Origin of the sequence: Pseudorhodoplanes sp. (genome assembly GCF_035565795.1) — a bacterium.
Lineage (GTDB): Bacteria > Pseudomonadota > Alphaproteobacteria > Rhizobiales > Xanthobacteraceae > Pseudorhodoplanes.
In genome coordinates, this window is sequence record NZ_DATMRV010000200.1 from 13,890 (window position 1) to 38,504 (window position 24,615).

Consider the following 24,615-nt stretch of genomic DNA (forward strand, 5'->3'; position numbering starts at 1 on the left):
TGCAGGCGGGTCACGACTTGCCAGGATCACTTGCCGGGGCGCTTCGGCCCTTCCACCGGCGGCAGCGATTTCAGATAGACGGCCATGGCGGCCCGGTCTTCCTTCGATAGCTGCGAGGTGTTGCGGATGACGGGCCCCATGTTGGAGCCAACCGTATCGCCCGATGGCGTTGTGCCGGTTTCGAGCAGATACTCGATCTCGTCCTCCGCCCAGTCCTTCAGACCCGCTTGCGTGATGTTAGGGACCCAGCCCTTGCCTTCCGGATTCGGCCCCCCAGCGAATCTTTGACCCGACACGATGCCGCCCAGCAGATTCCGCGGCGAGTGGCATTCCGCACAATGGCCCGGGCCGTTCACCAGATAGGCGCCGCGGTTCCATTGGGCTGACTTGGTGGGATCCGGCTTGAACGCGGTATCGTCGAAGAACAGAAGCTTCCAGCCGCCAAGCGGCAGCCGCAGGCTGAACGGGAACGGCACATCATGCGACTTCGATGCGTCCTGCACCGGCGGCAGTGTCTTCATGAATGCGAATAGATCGCGGACATCGGCAATCGGCATCATCCGGTAGGACGTGAACGGAAAGGCCGGGAAATAGTGCGACCCGTTGGGCGTCGTGCCCTTCAGCATCGCATTCACGAAGTGCTGCTCGGTCCAAGCCCCAATGCCGGCCTTCGGATCGGGAGAGATATTCGGAGCGTAGAATGTCCCAAACGGCGAATGCAGCGGGTGGCCTCCACCGAGCTTCAGCTTGTCGTTCTGACCTTCCGTCGCGTGACAGGATGCGCAACCGCCCGCGTAGAACATCAGCTTTCCGTTCTCGAGATTGGGCTGATGCGCCGCAAGCGCGCTCGCCGACACGGTCGCTGGCCTCGTGACAAACCAGAACGCAGCGAATCCTACGAGCCCGGCAACGACCGCCAGAAGAACGAGCTTGCGCAACATGCGGTTCTCCCTGTTTCCCGAAAGCGATGTTAGGCGGTCGGACGCGCCCGGAAAAGACTGGGGCGGCTCACCCGAATGGATGGCCGCCCCATGATTTCACAATCTGGGGAATCCCTATTTCGAGACCCGGTAAACCTCGTGGCAGCCACCGCACATCTTGCCCATCGCGCCGAAGGCGGTCTTGAAGCTGTCGATATCCTTCACCGATCCCTGAGCCGCCTTGGCCTCCGCTCCCCACTTCGCCATCGCGGCCTTGAAGCCGTTCATGTCTTCCCAGATCTTCGGAGACGCCGTGGTCTCGCCACCGGTCTTGGAATCGTCAGGGAACAGTCCCGGCATCTTTTCCGCCGCATTGGCGTAAACCACGAAAATCTCGACCGCCTTGGCGTTGTCGTACGGCGCAGAACCGCGCGCCATGGCAGCGCCGGACTTCGCGGCTGCGCCGACACCCTTCATGATTTCCTTGCGCTCTGCGATCGCCTTGGACTGGGCGATAACCGCAGAGGCACTGAGAGCAACGGCAAGCGCGGCACAGACGGCAGTGCGGACGATCATGGGAACTCCCCGTGGTTTTCGAAAGACGGAAGGCAGGAAAGCAAGGCTGGTGACCGGCAAACCCGGACGAAAGATTGTTATTCCTAAAAAGTCACGCGACCGCCATTCCCCACGCCGATCAAAGCGCATCACGAAGGCGTGATGGGACGATGGGACAGAGACGATGAGCGTTCGCGTGAGGCGAACGCAAGCTCTCGGCATATCAGCCGCCGGACGGTGGAAGCGGACGCGCAGCGGCCCAGGCCGCGAACGGCGGATCGCCCTCTTTGCGAACGCCCGCCGTCCGGGACGAACCTTACCAGCGAGGTCCGTCAGCCTTTCTGTTCGACCGGCACATTGCTTGCTTTTCGCCGGCTGAACTTGTCCTCGATCCAGCGCACCAGCACATAGAACGCCGGCGTGAACAGAAGGCCAAAAATCGTGACGCCGATCATGCCGGACACCACGGATGTTCCGAGCGCCCTGCGCAGTTCGGCGCCCGCGCCAATGGCAATCGCCAGCGGCATGACGCCGAGGATGAAGGCCAGGGACGTCATCAGGATCGGGCGCAATCGCAGTTCGGCGGCTTCCTTGGCCGCATCCCAACGGCTGCGCCCCTGCTCTTCGAGCTGTTTGGCGAACTCGACGATCAGGATCGCGTTCTTGGCCGCAAGACCGATCAGGACGATGAAGCCAACCTGGGTTAGGATGTTGTTATCCATCCCTCGCAAAACCACGCCGGTGATCGACGCGATCAGGCACATCGGCACGATCATGATGACTGCCAGCGGGAGCGTCAGACTTTCATACTGCGCGGCCAACACCAGGAACACGAACACCACCGCAAGAACGAAAGCGAACATCGCGGTGTTGCCGGCGCGGATCTGCTGGAAGGCGAGCGTCGTCCATTCATAGGCGAAGCCGGCCGGCAGCGTCTCCGCGGCAAGCTTTTCCATGATCTGGATCGCCTGTCCCTGCGAGTAGCCAGGCGCGGCGCTGCCATCGAGTTCGGCCGCCGGATAGAGGTTGTAGCGCGGCACCCGGTACGGGCCAGTAATGTCGCGAATGGTGGTGAACGAACCGATCGGCACGGTGTTGCCGTCCGAATTGCGGACCCGCAGATTCAGGATGTCCCTCGGCTCCAGCCGGAACGGCGCCGCGGCCTGAGCCTGGACGCGGAACGTCCGCCCGAACAGGTTGAAGTCGTTGACGTAGGCGGAGCCGATATTGACCTGCAGCGCGTTGAACACGTCCGGCATGCTGACGCCGAGGAGCTGCGCCTTGGTCCGGTCGATATCCAGGAACAGCTGCGGCGTCGACACTTCGAACAGCGAATAGACCTGCATGAGGCCCGGTGTGGTCGCCGCGCGGCCCATCATGGCCCCGACGGCCTGCTGCAACGCCTCCGGCCCGCGTCCGGCCCGATCCTCCACCATCATGCGGAAACCGCCGGCATTGCCGATGCCCTGCACCGGTGGCGGCTGCACAACGAGCATCAAGCCTTCCTTGATCGCCGCATATTGTCCGAACAGCGCGCCCTGGATGCCGGCCGCCGACTGGCGCGGATCCTTCGCCCGCTGCTCGAAGGGATCGAGGATGACGAAGATCGCGCCCGCGTTGGGAGCATTGGTGAAGGTCGCGCCAGAAAAACCGACAATGTTGATCACGTTCTTCACGCCCGGCGTCTTGAGCGCAAGATCCGCCGCACGCCGCATCACCTTGTCGGTGCGCTCCAGCGAAGCGCCCGGCGGCAATTGCGCGGCGACGATCAGATAGCCGAGATCCTGCTGCGGAATGAATCCGGTCGGCGCCTTGCGGAATTCATTGAGACCAAGCCCGATGATGACCGCATAAAGCACCAGAACGAGGCCGGAAAACCGCACGGTCTTGCCGGCCAGCCAGCCATAGCGTGAGGACAGCCAGCCGAAGCCCCGGTTGAAGCCGCGAAAGAACATTCCGAAAGGCTTCTGCCACCACGCCTCCTGGTGCCCCGTACGATGCGGCTTGAGCAGCAGCGCGCACATGGCCGGCGACAAGGTCAGCGACACGATCAGGGAGATCACGGTCGCGCCTGCGATGGTGAGCGCGAATTGCCGGTAGAACTGGCCCGAAATGCCGGTGATGAAGGCGGCGGGAATGAACACCGCGCACAGCACCAGTGCGATCGCGATCAGCGCCCCGCCGACCTCGTCCATGGATCTGATCGCGGCCTCGCGGGGAGACAGACCGTTCGCGATGTTGCGCTCGACGTTCTCGACAACGACGATCGCGTCGTCGACCACGATACCGATCGCCAGCACGAGGCCGAACAGCGACAGATTGTTGATGGTGAAGCCGAAGACGCTCATCAGGAAGAACGTGCCGATCAGCGAGATCGGAATCGCCACGATCGGGATCACCGCTGCCCGCCATGTCTGCAGGAACAGAACGATCACGAGCACGACGAGGATCACCGCCTCGAAGATGGTCTCGATCACCGCATCCACCGACTGGCTGATGAACTGCGTCGGATCGTAGATGATCGTGTATGTCATCCCCTCGGGGAAGCTCTTTGCGAGCTCCGCTGTCGTCTTGCGGATGCGCTCACCGGTCGCCAGCGCATTCGAACCGGGCCGCTGGAAAACGGCCAGGGCGACCGACGGATCGCGACCGAGATAGGATGAGGAAGAATAATCCTGTCCGGTGAGTTCGACTCGCGCCACATCCTTGATGCGGACGACCGCGTTCGGACTCTGCTTTACGACGATATTGCCGAATTCAACCGGATCGGAAAGTCGGCCGAGGGTCCGGACCGCAACCTGGAAGGCGAGCTGGTTCTCGACCGGAGGCTGGTTCAGGACACCGGATGCCACCTGGATGTTCTGGCCCTGCAACGCGGCCGTGACATCCTGCGCGGTCAGGTTCAGCGACTGCAACCGGTTGGGATCGAGCCAGATCTGCATCGCGAAATCGCGAGCACCGAACACAGTGATTGAGCCAACACCGTCAAGGCGGGTCAGCACGTCCTTGATCTGCAGGTTGGCGTAATTCGTCAGGAAGATCGGATCGCGCGACTGGTCCGGTGAAAACAGGTTCACCACCATCAGGATGTCGGGCGAACTTTTCGCGACGGTCACACCGATCTGCTGCACGGCCTGTGGCAGTCTTGGCGTCGCCGTCGATACGCGGTTCTGAACCTGCACCTGCGCGATATCGAGGTTGGTCCCGAGCTCGAACGTTACAGAGATCGAAAAGCGGCCGTCCGCGGTCGAGTTCGAGGAGATATAGAGCATCCCCTCGACGCCGTTGACCTGCTGTTCGATTGGAGCAGCAACGGTGTCGGCAACCGTCTCGGCGCTGGCGCCGGGATATTGTCCGGTGATGTTGATGACCGGCGGAGCGATTTCCGGGTATTGCGCGATCGGCAGACGCAGGAAGGCGACGCCGCCCAGAATAATGAATACTGTCGAGAGAACGGCCGCGAAGATCGGCCGATCGATGAAGAAGTGCGATATCTTCATGGCCGCGGCCTACTTCTGCGCCGTACCGGAAGCAGCAGCCGCGGCCGGCACGGAAGCCGGCGCTCCCTGCGGCGTGACCTTCATGCCGGGCCTCACGCGCATCAGGCCTTCAATGATGACCCGATCTGTCGGCTCGATGCCGCTCTTGATGACGCGGTCGCCATCGGACAACTGGCCAAGCTGCACGTATCTCTGCGCGACGGTATCGTCCGGCCGCACGACATAGACGAACTTGCGCGCCTGTTCGCTGCCGATGGCCGTGTCCGGAACCACCAATGCGGTGTATGGCGCCGAGCCCGGGACCTGGATGCGAGCGAACATGCCGGGTGTGAAAATGCCCTGGGCATTCGCGAACACCGCACGTCCGCGAATTGTACCGGTCGAGCGGTCGATCACGTTATCGACGAAGTCCATCCGCCCAATGTGGTTGTAATCCTTCTCGTCGATCAGCTTCAGACGAACGAGCGTCGAACCGCCGCGCGCGGCGATGTCGTCGCGCCTCGCATTCACATTGCCGCCGGCGGCAAGGCGCTCGTAGCGCAGGTAGGACGCTTCATCGAACGTGAACTCGAAGCGGATCGGATCGGTGGAGACGATGGTGGCAAGGAGCGTCGTGTTGCCGGTGGTCCCGCCGGTGACGAGATTACCAACGGAGACGCGACGGTCGCCGATCCGTCCACTGACCGGCGCACGCAGATCGGTGAACTGGAGATCGAGTTCGGCCTGACGCACAGCCGCTTCCTGCGCGGCGACATTGGCTTCGGCGACGCGCTTCACCTGCGTGCGCTGATCGAATGTCTGCTGCGTGATTGTCTTGTCGCGCACCAACTGCGCGGCGCGCTCAAGGTCCCCTTCCGCAAAGGCCAGCTCTGCCTTGGCCCGCTGCAGATTGGCTTTCGCTTGGTCGAGGGCCGTCTGGAACGGCCGCTTGTCGATCGTGAAGAGAAGGTCGCCCTCTTTCACCATCTGCCCATCTTTGAAATCAATCTTGTCCAGGTAGCCGGACACGCGCGCTCGGATTTCCACCGAATCCACCGCGATGAAACGACCGACATATTCATCGAAATCGGTGACGTTGCGCTCGATGGGAACAGCCACAGTGACTGCGGGCGGCGGAAGCGCGGCCTGCTGTTGCTGCTGATTTTGCCCACACCCACCCAGGCTCATGCTCAAAAGCACGACGAGGGCGGTGCCAGCGGACCGCCAATACTTTAGTCTAGTCATTTACAGCTCGAGCTAGGCTCAGTCCCCAGCGGGTCACATAGGGACGCTTGGTTTAAACTTCAAACATCACCGGCAACCCGCCTCTTATTGAGGGGCAGGTCGATTGTCCATGCCACGCAATCGGTTAATCCGGTTTGGAGGCCGCCGCAGGGACCGGTTTCTCGCCTCGAAATGCGCGAAACCAGTTGCGTCCGAGCAACACCCACACCAAGCCAGCATAGACGATGGCACCGACGATGCCCAGCGTTGCCAGCGCGGCCTCGTCGCGAAACGCCGGCAGATCGCGATAAAGCGCGGCCACGACGCGCGACGACAAGAACAGGACGATGCCGAATACGCAGCCGATAGCGGTCAGGAGCACCATCGAGCGCTTCAGCCGTCCGTCCGGTGCCGCAATGCCGGCACGCGATGCAAAGAAGATGACCAGCCCGAGATTGACCCAAGCCCCGACGGCGGTCGCGATAGCGAGACCGACCTGCGCCAGCGGCCCCATGAGGGCAATCTTGATCAGGATGTTGATCGCGACTGCCGCCAACGATGCCTTCACAGGGGTTGCCGTATCGCCGCGCGCGAAGAACGGCGCGGTCATGCTGCGGATCAGCACATAGGGAATGAGCCCGATCGCGTAGGCCGCGAGCGTCGCTCCGGCAGCGAGTGCGTCGTTTCCCGTGAACTTCCCGCGCAGGAACAGCGCCCGCATGATCAGGTCCGGGATCAGCAAGAATGCCACGAGGCACGGAATCGTCAGAAGCAAAGTGAACTCGATCGCACGGTTCTGTGCGTTACGCGCGCCAACGTCGTCGCCCGTCGCAAGCCGACGCGACATCTCCGGCAACAGCACGGTGCCGACCGCAATTCCGATTACGCCGATGGGCAGCTGATTGATGCGGTCCGCATAATAGAGGGCAGAAATCGCGCCGGCCGCGAGGAAGCTCGCAATGATGGTGTCGGCAAACATTGCAAGCTGGACGCCGGCAGAGCCGACAGTGGCAGGTCCCAGCGCACGAAAGAACTTGCGCACATTTTCGTCGATTTTCGGCCAGCTGAACCACGCGATCACCTGCGCGCGGCCGGCATCCCCCATCACCAGAAGCAGCTCGAGAATACCCGCGATAAAAACACCCCACGCGGCGGCATGACCGGCTGTCGGGAAGAAGGCCGCAAGCGCCAGCGTCGCCATCATCGACAGGTTGAGCAGAATCGGCGCGGCCGCGGGTGTTGCGAAGTGGTGGATGGAATTCAGGATGCCGCCATACAGCGTCACCAGCGAGACCAGCAGGAGATAGGGAAAGGTGATGCGGGTCAGCTCCGTCGCCAGCGCGAACCGGTTGGGATCGTCCCTGAACCCCGGCGCGAGCAGGTCGATGACCCCGGACGTGAATGCGAGGGCAATCGCGAGCAGCACGAGCTGAACCGCCACGAGCATGGTGAACACGCGGTCGGCAAACAGCTTGGCCGAATCAGGCCCGCCCTGCGTACGGATGCGCGCATAGGCCGGCACGAAAGCGGCGTTGAACGCGCCCTCTGCGAAGATCGCGCGGAAATGGTTGGGCAGACGCTGAGCGACGAAGAACGCGTCGGCGATTGGTCCTGCGCCCAGGATCGCCGCCAGCATGATATCGCGCGCGAAGCCGGTGATGCGCGAAATGAGCGTGAAGCCGCCGACAGTGAAAATGCGTCCGATCACACCAATGACCTGCGGCAGCCATGTTGCCCGTCACTCCGGACTGGCCCGCCCACGCAGGCGTCCGGAATGACGGTGTAGCCTAGCGCAGCGCCCGTCGCACCGCATCCACAATACGGTCCTGCGTCGCCTCGTCGAGATACGCATGCATCGGCAGGCTAATCACCTCGTCGGCAAGGCGCTCGCTGATGGGGAGCCCGGCCTCGGCAACCGGGAAACTGCTGTACGCGGTCTGCTTGTGCAGCGGCCTGGCATAGTAGATCGCGGTCGGAATTCCCTCAGCCTGCAGGGCGCGCGCCAAGGGATCGCGTCGCCCCGGTGCGAGGCGGATGGTGTATTGTGCCCAGACCGAACGATAGCCCTCCGGCACCACCGGGACCGTCGCCACATCGCGCAGCGCGGCATTGTAGCGCGCAGCAACGCGATTTCGCGTCTCGATCTCGTCACGGAAAATCTTCAGCTTCTCGATCAGCACGGCCGCCTGAATGGTGTCGAGACGCGCTGTCAGACCAAGCCGCACATTGTCGTATTTGTCAGATCCGCTTCCGTGCACGCGGACGCTCTTGAGAACCGCAAGCAGTTCGTCGTCGTTTGTGAGCACGGCGCCACCGTCGCCGTAGCAGCCCAGCGGCTTCGCCGGGAAAAAGCTGGTTGCGGTAGCATGGCCGAACGTACCGATGTTGCGCCCCTTGTAGGTGCCGCCGAAGCCCTGCGCTGCGTCGTCGAGGATAAACAGCTTCTCCTCAGCAGCGATGTCCGCGACCGCATCGTGATCCGCCGGAAGGCCGAACAGATCGACCGGGATCACGGCCTTGGGCGTCAAGCCCTTCGCCTTGGCAGTCGCGATCGCCGATTTCAGGCTGGCGACATCGATGTTGAAGGTATCGGCATGAACGTCGACGAAGACCGGGGTCGCGCCGATCAGCGCTGCCGCTTCAGCGGTGGCGCAGAATGTAAAGGTCGGACAAAACACCGCGTCGCCGCGTCCGATGCCCTTTGCCATCAGCGTCATCACCAGCGCATCGGTGCCGCTGGAGCATGACAAGGCATGCTTGGCACCGCAGAAGGCCGCAAGATCCGCCTCGAACGCCAGGACTTCCGGCCCCATCAGAAACTGGCAATGATTGAGGACGCGGGTGGTCGCCTCGTCGATCGCCTTGCCAAGCCTGCGGCGCTGGGCGGCAACATCGATAAACGGAATCGGCTTTATGTCGACGCGGGCGTGCTGGTTCATCGTGATCGAAAGTCTCTGATGGCGAGAAAGAACTAAGTTCAGCCGGCGGCGCGGCGCGCAGCGGAGGGGTGCGACGTCACCTTGGCCGGCTGACGATTTTCAAGACAGCGCATGGCGACGTCGAGGCTTTCGACGCCCTCCTCGCCCGTCACCGGAGGCGCCTTGTCCTCGCGGACGGCATTGGCGAACGCCTGCAGTTCGGCGCGGAGCGGCTCCGAATGTCCGACGGACAAGTGTCGCATCGAATAGCTGCCGTCCGGCTGGAAGCCAAAGCATTCCGTCACCTGGCGGGTCAGGAGATCGCCGATCAGATACTTGCGGCGTGTCGCGACATGAACCGTGCGCGCCTTGAACGGCGTCAGCCAGTTGGTGTTGATATGCGCGAGCACACCGGACGCGGTGCGGAACTGCAGGAGCGCAATATCCTCGCGCTCGGCGATCGCGCTCGACAATTGCGGCTGCACTTCAACGATCTCGGAATCGGTGAACCAGCGGATCAGATCGATATCGTGCACCGCCAGATCGATCACCACGCCGACATTCGACATGCGGGGCGGGAACGGCCCGACGCGGGTGATACCGATCGAAAGGATATCCTCGTCGCGTATCGCGTCCTTTATGGCCTGCACCGCGGGATTGAACCGCTCGACGTGACCAACCATAAGCTTGACGCCGCGCCGTTTCGCAGCCGCGATGATCTCTCGTCCCTCTTCGACATTGGAGGCGATCGGCTTCTCGATGAGCACGTGGATGCCGCGCTCGATGCATTTCAGTGCAATTTCGTGATGCAAATGGGTCGGAGCCGCGATAGTCACGGCGTCGAGGCCGGGCCCCAGAAGCTCGTCGACATTTTCGACCGCCGGTACGCCGAGAATGCGGGTGACGAGTTCGCGCTGCTGCGAACTCGGGTCGGCGACGCCGACGAGGGTCACATCTGGCAATCCGGCGAAAACGCGGGCGTGGTTCGCCCCCATGATACCCACGCCGATAACCCCGACGCGGAGCGGCCCGGTGTCGCCGCCCTTCACTTCACGAACCATTTTAGTCACACCCCCCCGAAGCGGTCGAGATTCTCATTCTGACTACCATGGCCCTTCCAATTGCGGCGAGATTTCGTTCACCACGTCCAAACACCTTTTGAGTCAAAGCGTTACGGACGCCGAACGTTCGCAAAGGCTTGCAAAGACACTGCTTTTCACCAGCTGGCGCCGGCGCCAGCATCAAACCGCGGCGACTACTCGGCCGCGGCCCGCCCCCCGATGTCGAGTTGCAGTCCGGCAGCCAATGCGTCCTCGCGGAAAGCCTGGACCGCGCCGAGCGAAAGCTCCTCCGGCGTCTTCGTCCCGAGAGCCGGAAGCTTCTTCAGCACATCCGCAGGGGCCGTGATGATGTGGCAGCCCATCCGGTCGGCCTCGATGACATTGTAGACCTCCCGCGTGGACGCCCAGATGATTTCGATCGTGCTCGTCTGGCGCGCCTGCGCAATCGCGTCGCGCATCAGCGGAGCATAGTCGATGCCGAAGTCTGCGAGACGTCCGGCGAATACGGAGACGCAGGAAGGCGCCCCACCTGCCAGCGCCTGCATCGCCTTGCCGACCTGATCCGCGGTGAAAATAGCGGTCAGATTGATCTTCACGCCGTCGGCCGTGAGCGCCCGGACGGCGTCAAATAACGGCTCCTTGCGTGTGTTGGTCACCGGCAGCTTCACATAGACGTTCTCGCCCCAGGACGCGATCACGCGGCCCTGCGCCACCATTTCCGGAATATCGTCAGAAAACACCTCGAATGAAATGTGGCGATCGGGGACCGCTGCCACCAGATCGCGTGCATAGGCCTCGTAATCCTTCACCCCGGCCTTCTTGAGCAGCGATGGATTGGTGGTGAAGCCGGCAATCCATTTATTTCTGGCCATCTCCACGATCTGCGCCTTGTCGGCGCCATCCGTGAACAGCTTGACCTTGAGGTCATCGAGTTTGATCGCCATCGTAGGTCTTCCCTGAAACGCAACCATCGCTTGTTTATGGCATCATCCAGGATACCGACGACGCGATGTCGCGAGGATGCAACCACCCTCTCCTTCCGGACGCCCGCGAACCGGCGGCTCAGGATGAGGTCCAAACGGCCAAGAGTGTAACAGAGTCCGGGGCGGGACTACAGCCTGCCCGGCGGCTCAGGACCGCCGGTAATCGTCCTCGATGCGGACGATATCGTCCTCGCCGAGATAGCTGCCGGTCTGCACCTCGATCAGTTCCAGATCGATCATGCCCGGATTCTCCAGGCGGTGGGATGTCCCCATCGGAATATAGATCGACTGGTTCTCGTGCAGGATCTTGACCTCGTCGCCAATGGTCACGCGAGCGGTGCCGCGAACCACGATCCAGTGCTCGGCGCGGTGATGATGATATTGCAGGGACAACCTGCCACCCTTCTTCACAACGATGCGCTTCACCTGATAGCGCGGGCCATTGTCGAGCGACTGATAATTACCCCAGGGCCGGTGGACGCGGATGTGGTCTACCGTGACCGTCGGTGCGACGTCCTTGAGCGCGCCGACGAGACGCTTCATTTCTGCGGTGTGCTTGCGATCGGCGATCAGGACCGCATCTTCACTCGCAACAACGACGAGGTCCTGGACGCCGAAGAGCGCAACCAGCGGCTTTTCGGACGAGGCGAAAGAATTGCGAGTATCGACAAAGACTGCGTTGCCTTGGCTGGCGTTTCCCGCCGCGTCCTTCTGCGACAATTCCCACACGGCATGCCAGGAGCCGACGTCCGACCATCCATAGGAGACCGGGATGACAGCGGCACGCTTCGTCTTTTCCATCACCGCGTAATCGATCGAAATCGGCTTCGCGCGCGCAAAGTGGTTCGCATCGATGGTGACAAAGCCGAGGTCGCTGCCGGCAGCGTCGATCGCGTCCGTGGTTGCGTCGACGGTGTCGGGCTCGAATGCGGCGTATTCGCCAAGCAGGTCGCCTGCCCGGAAAACGAAGTTGCCAGAGTTCCAGAGATAGCCCTCGGCAATATAGCGCCCGGCGGTCTCTGCGTCAGGCTTCTCGACAAACCGTTCAACCGCGAACACCGATCCGCCAATTGACTCGCCGGGACGGATATAACCGTAATCGGTCGCAGGACGGTCCGGCTTCACACCGAACGTTACGATGCGCCCACCTTCAGCTGCCGCACCAGCTTCGCTGCAGGCCGCCACAAAAGCCGCGTTGTCGCGAACGATATGATCCGCCGCCAATGCCATCATCACGGGATTGCCGTCGCGCTTGACACCAAACGCAGCACCAGCGGCGATAGCCGGGCCGGAATCGCGGCGGATCGGCTCAAGCAGGACATCCGCGTCGATACCGATCTCCGCGAGTTGGTCCTGGACGATAAAGCGATACTGAGTATTCGTGATGACGATCGGCCGCGCGAATATCACCGCGTCCGAGACCCGCAGCATTGTATCCTGAAACGTTGAGCGAGATCCGAGCAGCGGCAGGAACTGCTTGGGCCTGCCCTCGCGCGAAGACGGCCAAAGGCGCGTTCCAGCGCCGCCGCACATGACAAGCGGCACAATGCGTCCGGATGAGACAACGTGGTTCATGAACACTTAAATCGCTTTGCAAGATCGCCAGCACTCTTAGAGCACAGCGATCTTAAGCTCCGGTGTATCGGAGATACCACTCAACGAAGTTGCGAATGCCGGTCTCCACGGGCGTTCCGGGGCGGAAGCCGACATCCCGCATCAAATCATCCACATCGGCATAGGTCTCGGGGACGTCACCCGGCTGCATCGGCATCAATTCGCGCACGGCCTTCCTGCCAAGGCACTTTTCCAGTTCGGCGACAATATGAAGAAGCTCGACCGGACTATTGTTACCGATATTGTAAATCCGATATGGCGCGGAACTCGTGGCCGGGTCGGGATTCTTGCCGGACCATTGCGGATCCGGCGCAGCCGGCTTTCCGATCAGGCGCACGATAGATTCGACGACATCATCGACATAGGTAAAGTCACGTCGCATATTGCCATTGTTGAACAACATGATCGGCTTTCCGGCACGGATCGCTTCCGCGAAGAGCCACATCGCCATGTCCGGCCGCCCCCACGGTCCATAGACCGTGAAGAAGCGCAGCCCAGTCACCGGCAACCGAAACAGATGCGCATAAGAATGCGCCATCAGTTCGTTGGCCTTCTTGCTCGCCGCATACATGGAGATCGGGTGATCGACATTGTCACTCACCCGGAACGGCAGCCGCGTGTTGGCACCGTAGACCGAAGATGACGATGCAAAGATCAGATGCCTGCAGCCGTTATGCCGACAGCCCTCAAGCACATTTGCAAAGCCCTGCAGATTGGCGTCGACATACGCTTCCGGATGCGAGATCGAGTGGCGCACGCCGGCCTGGGCGGCAAGGTGCACGACGTAGGGAAACCTGTTTTCGTTGAAAAGACGAGCGGTCGCAGCGCGGTCGGCAAGGTCTAGTCTTGCAAATTCGAAATGGTTCGATGTCGCCAGTTCGGCGTATCGCGCTTCCTTCAGCGCGGGATCATAATATGGCGTCATGTTGTCGACGCCGACCACGCGATGGCCTTGCGACAACAGCTTGCGCGACACGTGGAAGCCGATGAAGCCGGCTGCGCCGGTCACGAGGATGGGTTCATCCATCACAGCCGCCAAAGATCAATGCCGGTCGGTTTCGATCCCCGGTCGAGTACCGACTTCACATCAAATACGAGACCTTCGCCGCCGCGCAACAATCCGGCAATCATCGGCCATCCCCCTCGCACATAGTCGTCGTGCCCGACCGCGAGGATCACCGCATCGGCGGGCTTGAGCGCCTCTCGCGCCAACAGATCGATACCGTATTCGTGCCTGGCATCGTCGGCCGCGGCCATCGGGTCGTGGACCTGAACAGTGACACCGGCTGCAGCAAGCTCACTCACGATATCGGCAACTTTCGAGTTGCGCGTGTCGGGAACATTCTCCTTGAAGGTGATGCCAAGAACGGTGACCGTCGCATTCACGCACTGGCGCTTGAACAGCGCCTGCACGCAGGCCAGCGCCACGCGTTGCCCGACGCCGTCATTGATGCGACGTCCAGCCAGGATAACCTGAGGGTGATAGCCGGCCCGCTCGGCGCGATAGGTCAGATAGTACGGATCGACACCAATGCAGTGTCCACCGACGAGACCCGGATAGAATTTCTGGAAATTCCATTTGGTGCCGGCCGCCGCGAGCACATCACCGGTGTCGATCCCGAGCCGATGACAGATCGCGGACAACTCATTCATGAACGCGATGTTGAGGTCGCGCTGCGTGTTCTCGATCACTTTCGCCGCTTCGGCCACCTTGATCGAGGGCGCACGGTGCACGCCCGCGGTGACCACGGAGCCATAGACATCTGCGACAATATCCAGGGTCGCCGCATCCTGCCCGGCCACCACCTTGATGATGGTTTCGAAACGGTGCTGCTTGTCGCCGGGATTGATCCGCTCGGGCGAATAGCCAACCGTGAAATCGGAACCGGCACGCAATCCTGAAGCGCGCTCGAGGACCGGTACGCAGTCTTCCTCGATGCATCCGGGATAAACTGTGGACTCATAAACGACGATCGCGCCCTTGCGCATGACTTTGCCGACAGTCTCCGAGGCGCCGAACACCGCGCCCAGATCCGGCCGGTTGGCATCATCGATCGGCGTCGGCACGGTCACGATGAAGAAGTCGGAAGCCTTGAGGTCGGCGGCATCGCTTGTGACCGACAGCCCCGGTCGAGCCAGATCCGCAGCCTCAACCTCCCGCGTCCGATCATGGCCGGAACGCAGTTCTGCAATCCGCCGCGTATCGATGTCGAAACCGACCACCGGAATGCCTGCACGGGCAAACGAGACCGCCACCGGCAGGCCGACATAGCCAAGGCCGATCACGGCGATCTTTCGGCTCTGCGCCACGAATTTCCACCCCTCGGATTAAAGCGCGTCTGTTTAGCTGGCCGCCGCCGCACCGGGCAATAGCGCCGAGCGCGTTCGCGCGAGGGTATCGTAAAGGGCGACGATTTCGGCCCCGATCCGGGCACTGGAAAACTCGTTCTCGACCATGGTCCGGCCGGCGGCTCCGAGGCGCCGGCGCAAGGCTGGATCGCGCGCAAGCACCGAAATGGCTCCCGCCAGCGCCGCAGGATCGTCCGGCGGGACCAGGAAAGCATTGACATTGTGGCGCGCGATTTCCCTGCAGCCGGGAACGTCGGTCGCCACAATCGGACGGCCAAACGCCGCGGCTTCAAGCAGGCTTTTGGGCAACCCCTCCCGCCGCGACGGAAGGACCGCGATGTGGGCCCGCTCCCAGACTTTTTCGATCCCGGACACGTGCCCCAGCAGTTTGACTCCATGATGCTGCCGCCAGCCTTCGACCTCCTCCGCCGGGATCGAGGCCGGATTGGCCGGGTCGCGGTCTCCCGCGATCATGAGCCGGACCTTCTCGCCATGCTCGGCCATCATCGCTTGCGCTTCGACAAGCGGGCGCACGCCCTTGTCATCGAGCAACCTCCCGACAAAAGCGGCTGTTACCTCACCAGACGGCTCCGGAAGCGGTTTAAGCACGTCGGTGTCGATGCCCGACCCGGGGATCAGGTGCACGCGCTCCGACGCGACACCGAGAGCCTGCACCGCCTCGCGATCATCCGGATTCTGCACCAGCACGGCGGAAAGAGGCTTGTTGAACAGGACGCGTACAAGCGCCGTCAGGACGGGGCGCATAGCAAGCGCACTGACGCTGCGGGAGGTAAAGACAAAACCCAGCCCGGCCAGGGCATTGAGAGTCATGACAGGGAGGCCGATTGCAGCCAGTGAGCCGACAATCGAGGGCTGCAGCGCGACGTGGTGGACAAGGTCCGGCTTCAGGTGGCGATACAAATCACGGACCTGCCGCACGATCGAAGCCACACTAAGCGGATTGGTACTGCCACGCTGCCAGTCGAGCGGATGCAGTGTGAAACCTCTTGCCTCGATCTCGGTACCATGTGCCTTAACGCGTGTGGCGACATGGACACGATAGCCGGCACGCTGCGCGGCCAGCGCCATAGGCAACCGATGCGAGACGAAATACCAGTCCTCGGTGACGAGATAGACCAGCACCGGCCCGGTGGATACCCTCTTCGTGCTCGGCTCAGGCATTAAATCCTTGGTATGCTCAAAAAAGCTTGACGGGGCGGCATGCCCCTTGTTCCAGTCCGCCCGCTCGGAGTGTTCGCACAGGTAGATGGCCTGCTGTTCCAAGCTCTAGCAGGGGGATCGTCAGATCAGAAGCCTAGATGCGCGTCGATAGCTCCACCGTGCCGAATGGCAGCCCGCCCCGATGGCGGCGGCGCGCAATAGAGCTCGCGGCCACCGTCGCGGTGGCCGCAACCTTGCTGGCGCTCACGCTGCATTTCGTCGACATGCAGCGGGTCGCCGATGGCTTGCGCAAGATCGGCGTGACGGCCGCGTTGCTTGCCACATTCCTGATGCTCGTGCAGGTCGTGCTATGCGCGCTGCGGTGGATGCTGATCACCCGGCTCACACCGACGCCGCTGCCGTTAGGAATCGCAATGCGGGGATATCTGGAGGCTGCCTTTGTGAATGCGTTTCTGCCCAGCCTGATTGCAAGCGACGGAACACGGATGGTTCGCGCCGTCGCCGGTGGCGCGAGTCCGACCCAGGCGTTCGTAGGTGTCGCAACCGACCGCCTGGTCGCGCTGTGCGCGCTGGCCCTCGCTTCCGCGACTGGTCTGCTGCTCCTCCCGGATGCAAGCCGTCACCCGCTGATCGTCTTGGCCCTGGTCGGGCTGTTGCCTGCATTCGTGGTCGGGCTGGTCGTCCTCGATATTCTCGGTCGGACGTTCGTGCGCTTCCAGCACTCCCGCATCGTGAGACCATTTCTGGAACTGGCGTCGCTGATGGAACGGCTACGAAGCATGCCCGGCCTCACTCTGCTCGTCCTTATGATTTCGCTTGCCGGCCAGGCATTGTTGGCGGGTACGTTCTACGTGCTCGCGCGCCAGCTTGACCTCGGGATCGGATACTGGCCGATGTTCGCATTGTCGGCACCGATCATCGTCTATTCGGCGGTACCGATCTCCGTTGGAGGCTGGGGCGTTCGCGAGGCATTGAGCGCCGCATTGTTCGGCTTGATTGGTGTCGCGCCCGCTTCAGGGGTCGCGCTGTCAATCGCCTTCGGACTTGTCATTTCGGCAGTCGGCCTGTTTTGCGGTGCCCTTGCGCTGATCGCCACTATCCGGAGCCGGACGCTCGCATTGCAGAAGGCGGCGCAGTCGTGACGTTGAATGTGTCTCCTGAAATGGAGCGGGCGAGCGCGCGCAAGGGCGCAATCCTCGATCACGCCAACCGTATTGCAGGCGAGCGCCAGCGCTGGATCGCCCGCAACCGCGCGTTCTATCGCGATGACCGAAATTACATGAAGTTCCTGATCCCGAAGGGCGTGCGGGTTCTGGACCTCGGCTGCGGCACCGGCGACCTGCTGGCTGAACTCGAGCCGTCCTACGGCGTAGGAGTCGACATCAGCCCGGCAATGATCGACCAGGCGAAACGGCACTATCCGCAGCTGTCTTTTACTGTCGGCGACATCGAGGACGACACCGTCATCGCAGGAATCGACGGCCCCTTCGACTACATCGTGCTGTCCGATACGATCGGCATGCTGGACGATATCGAGACCGCGCTCCGGCGATTGCAGCCGCTTTGTGGTCCGGACACCCGCCTCGTCATCGCTTATTACTCTGCAATCTGGGAGCCATTGCTGAAGATTGCGGAAGCGGCCGGACAGAAGATGCCGCAGCCGCCCACCAACTTTCTCAATACCACCGATTTCCTCAACATCCTCGATCTGGCGGATTTTGAGCCGATCAAGATGGATTACCGGCAGTTGGTGCCGCGGCGCCTGTTCGGGCTTGGCACTCTGATCAACCGCTTCATCGCGCCGATCCCGGGGATCCGTCGGTTTTGCTTACGCACCTATGTGGTGGCGCGCTCCCTGACTGCAGAACGTCCGGCGCAGTTGTCGGCCAGCATCATCATTCCCTGCCGCAACGAACGCGGCAATATCGAAGCGGCAATAAAGCGGCTGCCCGCATTCGGAAAGAAGCAGGAGATCATCTACGTAGAAGGCAATTCCAGCGACGGGACCTATGAGGAATGTTTGCGCGTGCAGCAGGCTTATGCCGCCACGCATACAATCAAGGTGCTCAAGCAAGATGGCCGCGGCAAGGGCGACGCCGTGCGGAAGGCTTTTGCGAATGCCACAGGCGATGTCCTGATGATCCTTGACGCCGACCTCACTATGCCGCCCGAGGCGCTGCCCAAATTCTACTCGGCGATCGTCAGCGGCAAGGCCGACTTCGTGAACGGCACGCGGCTCGTCTATCCGATGGAGAATCAGGCGATGCGGCCGCTGAACTTCATCGCCAATCGATTCTTTGCTGGCGTGTTCAGCTACCTCGTCAATCAGCGCTTCAGCGATACGCTCTGCGGCACCAAAGTCCTAACCCGCCAGCATTACGAGGCGATCGCGCGTGGACGCGACTATTTCGGCGAATTTGATCCGTTCGGCGACTTCGACCTGATTTTCGGCGCGTCCAAGCAAAACCTCAAGATCGTGGAGGTGCCAGTCCATTACAGCGCACGCGTTTATGGCGAGACGCAGATTTCTCGCTTCCGCGACGGCTGGCTGCTCCTGCGCATGGTGGGCTTCGCCTTCATGAAGCTGAAGGCATTCTGAGTGCCGCCATGGCAGCACCTTTAACCCCGGCCGATTATCGTGCGATCTGGGACAAGAAGCCCGTCCTTCGCCTCATCTATGAGGACATCTACCGCCGTATGGCGGCTGAACTGACGCGGGGCCGGACGCTCGAAATCGGTGGCGGCTCGGGAAATTTCAAGGCGTTCGCACCCGACACATTGTCGAGCGATATCGTTCCGGCCCCCTGGCTCGACCTGGTCTGCGATGCCCAGCGGCTGCCATTTGCTTCAGGAAGCTTCGACAATGTCGTGATGGTCGATGTGCTGCATCACATCGAGTTTCCTGTTCGCGCCCTGCGCGAGATTGTCGATGTGCTCAGACCGGGCGGCCGCTTCATCATGTGCGAGCCGGCAATCACGCCAGTCAGCGGATTGTTCTACAGGAACTTCCATCCGGAGCCGGTGGATATGACCGCAGATCCACTCGCGGACGGCAAGATATCTCCGGACAAGGATCCGTTTGATTCCAATCAGGCGATACCGACACTGCTGACAGGGCGCGATCGTGAACGTTTGTCCAAAGCAATACCCGAGCTGCAGCTGCAATCGCTCGGACATTTTTCTTTCGTTGCCTACCCGCTTTCCGGTGGCTTTCGTCCATGGTCGCTAATTCCACTTTCGCTCGCGAAATCTCTGCTCTCGATCGAGTGGAAATTGCGAAAAGTCTTCGGCCGCATCGCCGCATTCCGCTTGCTCGCGGTGTACGAGAAGATCCGTTAGATGCAGGCCGATTTCCGATCGTTATCGGCACGGGTTTTTCTCGCCGCGTTTGGTGTGCGCGCGATCTACGCCCTCGGTCTCTATGCGACAATGGGAGACGCTGGGCTGATGGCTCCCGACTCAGTCGGCTTCTACGCGACCACGCAGGCTTTTGTCCAAAGTCTTGCTAACGGCACGGCACCACTCTGGCAATGGGTCAGCGGGCCAGACCTGCAATTGATGCCGCTGTTCACATGGCTGCTGGCCGCGAATATCATGCTGTTCGGCAAGGAAGCGGCCCTGACCTTCGTCCTGCTGCAAGCTGTAATCGATTCTGGCACCTGTGTCCTCGTATGCCTAATGGCCGCACGATTTCACGAACGACTCGCTGTTCCGGCCGCAATCGCAGCAATCCTCAATCCGACCCAAGTCGTCATTGCCGGTCTTGTCTTTTCCGACACGCTCTTCGTGTTCTTCGTAGCGCTTTTCCTCTACGGCTCACTTCGATGGTTACGACGCCCTGATTGGCACTCGGCTATTCTGATCGGCCTTGGCCTAGGCGGAGGCGCGCTGAGCCGCGTGGTGCTTAGCTACTGGGTTCCCGCCTTTATCGCATTTCTATTCGTGAGCCTGCTCGTTCGCCGGCAGGTGAACAGGCGCCATCTCGCGCAACTCGCGGTCATCGTATTGATTTATGCGATAGGCGTCAGTCCGGTGGTCATCCGCAATACGCTGCAATTCGGATCATTCTCCGTCACGGCGCAAAGCGAGACCCATCTTCTTTACTGGATCGTCCCCCTCGTCAGCGAAGCGAAAGACGGGACCACGTGGGAGGTTGGCGTCAAAAAGATGCAGGATCGCGTGCGCGCCCGATATGGCGAGCTGGAAGGTGACGCCTTTGAAAACGCCCCGAAATTGCGGGCTGTAGCGACCGAGGCCCTGCGCGAACTAGGCCCCCTGGCGATCGCCAAGGCCTGGCTCTACGGGGCAGCCATCAATCTCGGGGCGCCCTCCATCACCTATATGCCGCCAGTGGCACAGATGCCGCGGACGGGTTTCTATGCGACGCGCGGAGATAGCTTCGCCGGGAAGATCACGAATTTCCTGCTTTACTCCGACGCTGCCTGGTATGCTCGCCTGCTTCTGATCGGGATTGCGGGCCTCACCCTCATCAGATTGGTGCAGGCGATCGGCCTCGTGAGCCTGGCCTGCAGCCAGGTGTTTACTGCGGGGGTATTTCTGCTTGTGTTCTGGGGCGGTTATATCCTCGCGATCAACGGCCCCGTCGCGTCGCCGAAATATCGCCTGCCGCTTGAGCCCCCCCTCAATATTCTCACCGCGGCGGGATATTGCGCGCTACGCGCGCGGTGGAAACGACGCGAGGCATGACGGCAACGCGCCTGCGAGCAAATCCTTCTTAGCGCTCGGAATAGAGCGTTGCAAAATGGTCTGCTACACGGTCGAGGGTAAAATTCTGTTCAATCCTCGTCCGCGCGGCGAGACCGCGGTGCCTCAATTGCTGGGCAGGCAAGGCCGCGAGCGAATTCAGCTCCCGTGCCAGAGACGCCGGGTCACGCGGCGGAATCTCCACGCCGACATCCCCTATGATCAGCCGGGCATCGCCGATAGCGGTCGTAATCGGAATCAACCCGCTGCTCATCCCCTCCGCAAGGACGTTCGAGAACCCCTCTGCAAACACGGACGTAGACACGACGATGTCCGCCGCCGCGTAGAGCTGGTGTACATCGGCTCTCACACCGAGCGCCTTGACATTTGGCGGTACCTGTAACGTGTCGGTACCGAGCCCCACGATGATCCCGCTCAATGCGGGGCACAGCGCCATCGCATCAAGAAACGTTCGATGGTCCTTCATCGGATCGAGGCGCGCAACGTGAATCGTTACAACCGCATCTGGCGCGATGCCAAACTCGCGGCGAAACGCAGCGCGGACCGCGCCATCGGGGCGATACCGAGCCATATCAATCCCGTTCGGGATGACGCAGGCTCGCTTTGGCCGATAGCCCTTGGCGAGATGAAAGTCGAGACCGGCCTTGGAATTTGCGAGGATCACGTCGGCTCGAGCCGAAAGTAGAGCACTAAGCCTTAAAATGCGGCCGTACCCCGCGTGGTCGGTGTTCGACGCGCGGATATTCCAGAAGAGACGCCGACGCGCGCGCCCGGTTGTCATACCATGCGCCAGCGTCGCAAACAGGTCGCCGTGATACATCCACCCTTGCAGGATCGTGGGTCGAAACCGCATAGCGATGGACCGGAGCCGCATCGCGCAGCCGGGCACTTGTACCGCCGTCCGCAAGCCCAGCGCACTGACGCCGATACCGAGGGCCTCGATCTCCGCCGCTTTCGCGTCACGTCCACCGACACTGACGACGTGCTGCTCAAAGCCGCGATCTCGAAGCGCACCGGCGAGCCGCACCAGCATGGTCTCAGCGCCGCCAGTGCCAAGACCGCTGATGACGTGAAGAATGGCGTGTCTCGATTCGGTCAACGCGTTTGCACCCTGTTGCGCGCTGAAGCGACTTGCTTCAGCATGGTCGCGTATTCACGCGCAACCCGATCGGATTCGTATCGGCGGGCCGCAGTTACCCCCGCGGCAGCCAACCGCCGCGACAACGCGTCATCCGACAGAACCTCGCCGATGGTACGCGCCAGGTCCGCTGCGTCCTCGGGTTTGACCAGACGACCGGTCTCGCCATCCTGAATGATGTCAGCAGGCCCGTAAGGGCAATCGGTAGCCACTACCGGTAGACCGGCCGCCATCGCCTCGACGATCACATGCCCGAACCCCTCCCAGCGCGACGACAGTACAAACAGATCGGCGTGGGCGAGATAGGGTGCCGTGTCCTTAACAAAGCCTGGCAGATGCACGCGCGAGGCTACTCCAAGCTGCTCCGCCAAACGCTCCAAAGCGCCGCGCTCTGCGCCCTCGCCCAGGATCGTAACATGCGCGCCGGGGACCTGCTCAAGGCCCCGCAGCAGCACATCGAACCCTTTCTGACCGTGCAAGCGCCCGACGGCAACAATATGCGGGTAGCCGGCCCCAAAGCCTTCGGGCGCCGCCTTGGCTCGCGCGCTTTCGATTTTCCGTTGGATCGCGTCGACAAACACCGGATTGGGAATTGTAATGGTCTTGCTCTCGTCGAGCGCAAGGTCCGCAATAAGCTCCCTCCGAACGCCCTCGGACAGCGCAACAACGCAGTCGGCCCGGCGATAAGCGATCCGCGCCAACGATTTCCGCAGGCGACCGAGCTCCGGCCTGGCACTTTGGCTGTTAGTTTCCCGCAGCACCAGCGCCGCATCGCTGCGCGCCATGGCGCGCGACACCGACGCGATGACATTCGCGTCCATCATTGTGGATAATACGACGTCAGGCCTACTGCTATGGATCAGGCGCGCGAGCGGGACCGCAGCCTTGATGAGCCGGCTGGCACCGAGATCGTGAAACTTGAGCCCCGGTGCGATCCATTCCATAGCCTCTCCCTTCGCGGTACCGACCGCAAGGGTGAGATCGACGAGATCCCGCGGCATCGCCGCCGCGAGATTTAGCATCGTCCTCTGAGCGCCCCCGCCGCCTAGGTCCGGCAGAAAAAACAACGCCGAAATCGGAGACATATCTAGCGTCGCGCGACGAAAAGATCCCGGGGCACGGGAGACAGACTCGTCGGAAACCGCCCAAGGTGCGAGACCGACGCAAAGCCAAATTCAGAGAGCCGGTCCGCAATCCACTCACGACCGGTCGGCTTCATGAATTCAAGCTCTCTTGCCCAACGGGTTTCAGTTTCTTCCGGTTGCCCGGTATCGAAAACAAGGGCCTCCGTCGCCCTGCCCGCAATCGCGGCGAGCACGGCGTCGGCGCTGTCACGACCGAAATAGCGAACCCAGTGATGATAGATCGAAAGACAAACGACGATGTCCGTACGCGGAAGCCCCATCACCGACTTTTCGTCGAGCGTCAGCTCCATGAACGCGACGTTGCGAACGCCGGCTAGCGCGGCCCGTGCCCGCGCGGTCATTAATTCCGACCGGTCGTTATCAATGCCGAAACAAACCCCGCCCCGCTGTGCAAACCGGAATGTGAAAAATCCCTGGTTGCATCCAATGTCCATCACCGATGGCCTGGCAAGATCCGCCGTTGCTCGCGACATCGCGACAAAGCGCGCCTCGCATGCCCGTGGATCTCGCTGGCCTTCGATTGGAGAGAACGGGTCAGGTTGATAGCGGTGGGTGAGCGCCAATGCATTCTGCAATCCGAGGCGCAACCCGAGCAATGCCCGGCTGCCACGATCCAGAACAACATTTCCGACATCTCTGAACTTCATTGACGCTGGTCCATCATCTTCGCTGAAAAGTGCTCTATCCGCGATGCGACCTCCTGCAGCGCGGCGGTATCGCCCAACGCCGGCGATTGAAGGGTCAGGACATTCCCGCCCCCACCTGCGAATCGCGAGACGATGACATCGCACAGCGACGAAGCCGCCTCGAAATCTTCCATCGACACAGCCACATGCTGTCGCCGCATCGACTCGCATTGACGCCTGACATAACGGGCATTCGCCTCCGATGCCGACGTGTTCAGATATATGATACCGGCCGGCAGTGGCACACTGGTCCAAATCGGCTCGAACGGGAAATCGCGCCGGCCGCCGTGATATTCGCAGACAAAAGAGATCAGCGGCTGAATGACCCCCCCGTCGAGCACAATGCTTCCACGAGCCGGGCGGCGCAGATTGAGAGCCGCCATGCGGTAACCGAGTTTGGACAAAAGCCAACGCCCATCTTGGCGGGCAACGAACGGCAGCAGCGCACCCGGCTCTCTGGCCGTGGCACGAGCCACCAGCGACAGCATGTTTGCAAGGGCCTTGCCCCCTGCCGGTTGCACGGGATCAACTACGGCAGCATTTAAGGCTGCGCACTCAAGACTTCGCAACAACGAAAACAGCGTCGATTTACCCGCACCCGGCAACCCGACAACCTCGATGTAACCCAATGATCGC

Annotated in this window: 20 protein-coding genes; 4 read left to right on the forward strand and 16 right to left on the reverse strand. The window is 61.7% G+C overall.

The genetic code is table 11. The annotated features are described in order from the left end of the window. Positions 1-26 precede the first annotated feature (26 nt). From VNZ93_RS17675 to VNZ93_RS17730, 12 genes are all read right to left on the reverse strand, one after another. Complete coding sequence (locus tag VNZ93_RS17675; RefSeq protein ID WP_325708035.1) at positions 27-941, reverse strand: cytochrome c; 915 nt, start codon at positions 939-941, stop codon at positions 27-29. A gap of 114 nt (positions 942-1,055) precedes the next feature. Next, complete coding sequence (locus VNZ93_RS17680; RefSeq protein ID WP_325708038.1) at positions 1,056-1,496, reverse strand: c-type cytochrome; 441 nt, start codon at positions 1,494-1,496, stop codon at positions 1,056-1,058. Positions 1,497-1,807: 311 nt separating this feature from the next. Further along, entirely contained in the window at positions 1,808-4,975 is a 3,168-nt protein-coding gene (locus VNZ93_RS17685; protein WP_325708042.1) for a multidrug efflux RND transporter permease subunit, read from the reverse strand. 9 nt (positions 4,976-4,984) lie between these two features. Beyond that, entirely contained in the window at positions 4,985-6,073 is a 1,089-nt protein-coding gene (locus VNZ93_RS17690; RefSeq protein WP_325708045.1) for an efflux RND transporter periplasmic adaptor subunit, read from the reverse strand. Positions 6,074-6,323: 250 nt separating this feature from the next. Further along, entirely contained in the window at positions 6,324-7,886 is a 1,563-nt protein-coding gene (murJ, locus tag VNZ93_RS17695) for a murein biosynthesis integral membrane protein MurJ (protein ID WP_325708047.1), read from the reverse strand. A 79-nt stretch (positions 7,887-7,965) separates the two neighbouring features. Beyond that, positions 7,966-9,117, reverse strand: coding sequence for a DegT/DnrJ/EryC1/StrS family aminotransferase (locus VNZ93_RS17700; RefSeq protein WP_325708050.1), 1,152 nt, complete (start codon positions 9,115-9,117; stop codon positions 7,966-7,968). A gap of 38 nt (positions 9,118-9,155) precedes the next feature. Next, positions 9,156-10,157, reverse strand: coding sequence for a Gfo/Idh/MocA family oxidoreductase (locus tag VNZ93_RS17705; protein ID WP_325708052.1), 1,002 nt, complete (start codon positions 10,155-10,157; stop codon positions 9,156-9,158). Positions 10,158-10,351: 194 nt separating this feature from the next. Continuing rightward, positions 10,352-11,101, reverse strand: a complete 750-nt coding sequence (locus VNZ93_RS17710; protein ID WP_325708055.1) for a transaldolase family protein — start codon at positions 11,099-11,101, stop codon at positions 10,352-10,354. Between the two features lie 186 nt (positions 11,102-11,287). Further along, positions 11,288-12,715 (reverse strand): mannose-1-phosphate guanylyltransferase/mannose-6-phosphate isomerase, encoded by a 1,428-nt coding sequence (locus tag VNZ93_RS17715; protein WP_325708058.1) that lies wholly within the window; start codon positions 12,713-12,715, stop codon positions 11,288-11,290. 52 nt (positions 12,716-12,767) lie between these two features. After that, positions 12,768-13,781, reverse strand: coding sequence for an NAD-dependent epimerase (locus tag VNZ93_RS17720; RefSeq protein WP_414710110.1), 1,014 nt, complete (start codon positions 13,779-13,781; stop codon positions 12,768-12,770). Beyond that, positions 13,781-15,064, reverse strand: coding sequence for a nucleotide sugar dehydrogenase (locus tag VNZ93_RS17725; protein ID WP_325708064.1), 1,284 nt, complete (start codon positions 15,062-15,064; stop codon positions 13,781-13,783). Before VNZ93_RS17725 ends, VNZ93_RS17720 begins: the two co-directional genes overlap by 1 nt. Positions 15,065-15,097: 33 nt before the next feature. Beyond that, a complete protein-coding gene (locus tag VNZ93_RS17730) occupies positions 15,098-16,387 on the reverse strand; it encodes a glycosyltransferase family 4 protein (protein ID WP_325708067.1) in 1,290 nt (429 codons plus the stop codon). Between the two features lie 35 nt (positions 16,388-16,422). Between VNZ93_RS17730 and VNZ93_RS17735 the strand changes: the two genes are divergently transcribed. From VNZ93_RS17735 to VNZ93_RS17750, 4 genes are read left to right on the forward strand one after another with little or no spacing between them, the layout of a single operon-like run. After that, positions 16,423-17,427 carry a lysylphosphatidylglycerol synthase transmembrane domain-containing protein gene (locus tag VNZ93_RS17735; protein ID WP_325708070.1) on the forward strand — a complete coding sequence of 335 codons (1,005 nt, stop codon included), beginning with the start codon at positions 16,423-16,425 and terminating at the stop codon, positions 17,425-17,427. Next, positions 17,424-18,884 (forward strand): glycosyltransferase, encoded by a 1,461-nt coding sequence (locus VNZ93_RS17740; protein ID WP_325708073.1) that lies wholly within the window; start codon positions 17,424-17,426, stop codon positions 18,882-18,884. The genes VNZ93_RS17735 and VNZ93_RS17740 overlap by 4 nt, the downstream gene beginning before the upstream one ends. Positions 18,885-18,892: 8 nt before the next feature. Continuing rightward, positions 18,893-19,624: a class I SAM-dependent methyltransferase gene (locus VNZ93_RS17745; RefSeq protein WP_325708076.1), complete on the forward strand. Its 732-nt coding sequence runs from the start codon at positions 18,893-18,895 to the stop codon at positions 19,622-19,624. Next, a complete protein-coding gene (locus VNZ93_RS17750; RefSeq protein ID WP_325708079.1) occupies positions 19,625-20,992 on the forward strand; it encodes a glycosyltransferase family 39 protein in 1,368 nt (455 codons plus the stop codon). Between the two features lie 28 nt (positions 20,993-21,020). Here the strand turns inward: VNZ93_RS17750 and VNZ93_RS17755 are convergent, their stop codons facing one another. Genes VNZ93_RS17755 through VNZ93_RS17770 form a run of 4 tightly spaced genes read right to left on the reverse strand, consistent with a single transcriptional unit; the run spans position 21,021 to position 24,608 of the window. Further along, on the reverse strand, positions 21,021-22,109 hold the full coding sequence (locus VNZ93_RS17755) for a glycosyltransferase (protein WP_325708081.1): 1,089 nt from the start codon (positions 22,107-22,109) through the stop codon (positions 21,021-21,023). Next, positions 22,106-23,233: a glycosyltransferase gene (locus VNZ93_RS17760; RefSeq protein WP_325708084.1), complete on the reverse strand. Its 1,128-nt coding sequence runs from the start codon at positions 23,231-23,233 to the stop codon at positions 22,106-22,108. Before VNZ93_RS17760 ends, VNZ93_RS17755 begins: the two co-directional genes overlap by 4 nt. Before the next feature lie 2 nt (positions 23,234-23,235). Further along, positions 23,236-23,940 (reverse strand): class I SAM-dependent methyltransferase, encoded by a 705-nt coding sequence (locus VNZ93_RS17765; protein ID WP_325708087.1) that lies wholly within the window; start codon positions 23,938-23,940, stop codon positions 23,236-23,238. Further along, positions 23,937-24,608 (reverse strand): hypothetical protein, encoded by a 672-nt coding sequence (locus VNZ93_RS17770; RefSeq protein WP_325708090.1) that lies wholly within the window; start codon positions 24,606-24,608, stop codon positions 23,937-23,939. The genes VNZ93_RS17765 and VNZ93_RS17770 overlap by 4 nt, the downstream gene beginning before the upstream one ends. Positions 24,609-24,615: the final 7 nt, after the last annotated feature.

Excerpts from the sequence above, each read along its gene's own strand:
- VNZ93_RS17675 (WP_325708035.1), bottom strand. The coding sequence starts at position 941 with ATGTTGCGCAAGCTCGTTCTTCTGGCGGTCGTTGCCGGGCTCGTAGGA.
- VNZ93_RS17680 (WP_325708038.1), bottom strand. The coding sequence starts at position 1,496 with ATGATCGTCCGCACTGCCGTCTGTGCCGCGCTTGCCGTTGCTCTCAGT.
- VNZ93_RS17685 (WP_325708042.1), bottom strand. The coding sequence starts at position 4,975 with ATGAAGATATCGCACTTCTTCATCGATCGGCCGATCTTCGCGGCCGTT.
- VNZ93_RS17700 (WP_325708050.1), bottom strand. The coding sequence starts at position 9,117 with ATGAACCAGCACGCCCGCGTCGACATAAAGCCGATTCCGTTTATCGAT.
- VNZ93_RS17705 (WP_325708052.1), bottom strand. The coding sequence starts at position 10,157 with ATGGTTCGTGAAGTGAAGGGCGGCGACACCGGGCCGCTCCGCGTCGGG.
- VNZ93_RS17710 (WP_325708055.1), bottom strand. The coding sequence starts at position 11,101 with ATGGCGATCAAACTCGATGACCTCAAGGTCAAGCTGTTCACGGATGGC.
- VNZ93_RS17715 (WP_325708058.1), bottom strand. The coding sequence starts at position 12,715 with ATGAACCACGTTGTCTCATCCGGACGCATTGTGCCGCTTGTCATGTGC.
- VNZ93_RS17720 (WP_414710110.1), bottom strand. The coding sequence starts at position 13,781 with ATGGATGAACCCATCCTCGTGACCGGCGCAGCCGGCTTCATCGGCTTC.
- VNZ93_RS17735 (WP_325708070.1), top strand. The coding sequence starts at position 16,423 with ATGCGCGTCGATAGCTCCACCGTGCCGAATGGCAGCCCGCCCCGATGG.
- VNZ93_RS17745 (WP_325708076.1), top strand. The coding sequence starts at position 18,893 with ATGGCAGCACCTTTAACCCCGGCCGATTATCGTGCGATCTGGGACAAG.
- VNZ93_RS17750 (WP_325708079.1), top strand. The coding sequence starts at position 19,625 with ATGCAGGCCGATTTCCGATCGTTATCGGCACGGGTTTTTCTCGCCGCG.
- VNZ93_RS17760 (WP_325708084.1), bottom strand. The coding sequence starts at position 23,233 with ATGTCTCCGATTTCGGCGTTGTTTTTTCTGCCGGACCTAGGCGGCGGG.
- VNZ93_RS17765 (WP_325708087.1), bottom strand. The coding sequence starts at position 23,940 with ATGAAGTTCAGAGATGTCGGAAATGTTGTTCTGGATCGTGGCAGCCGG.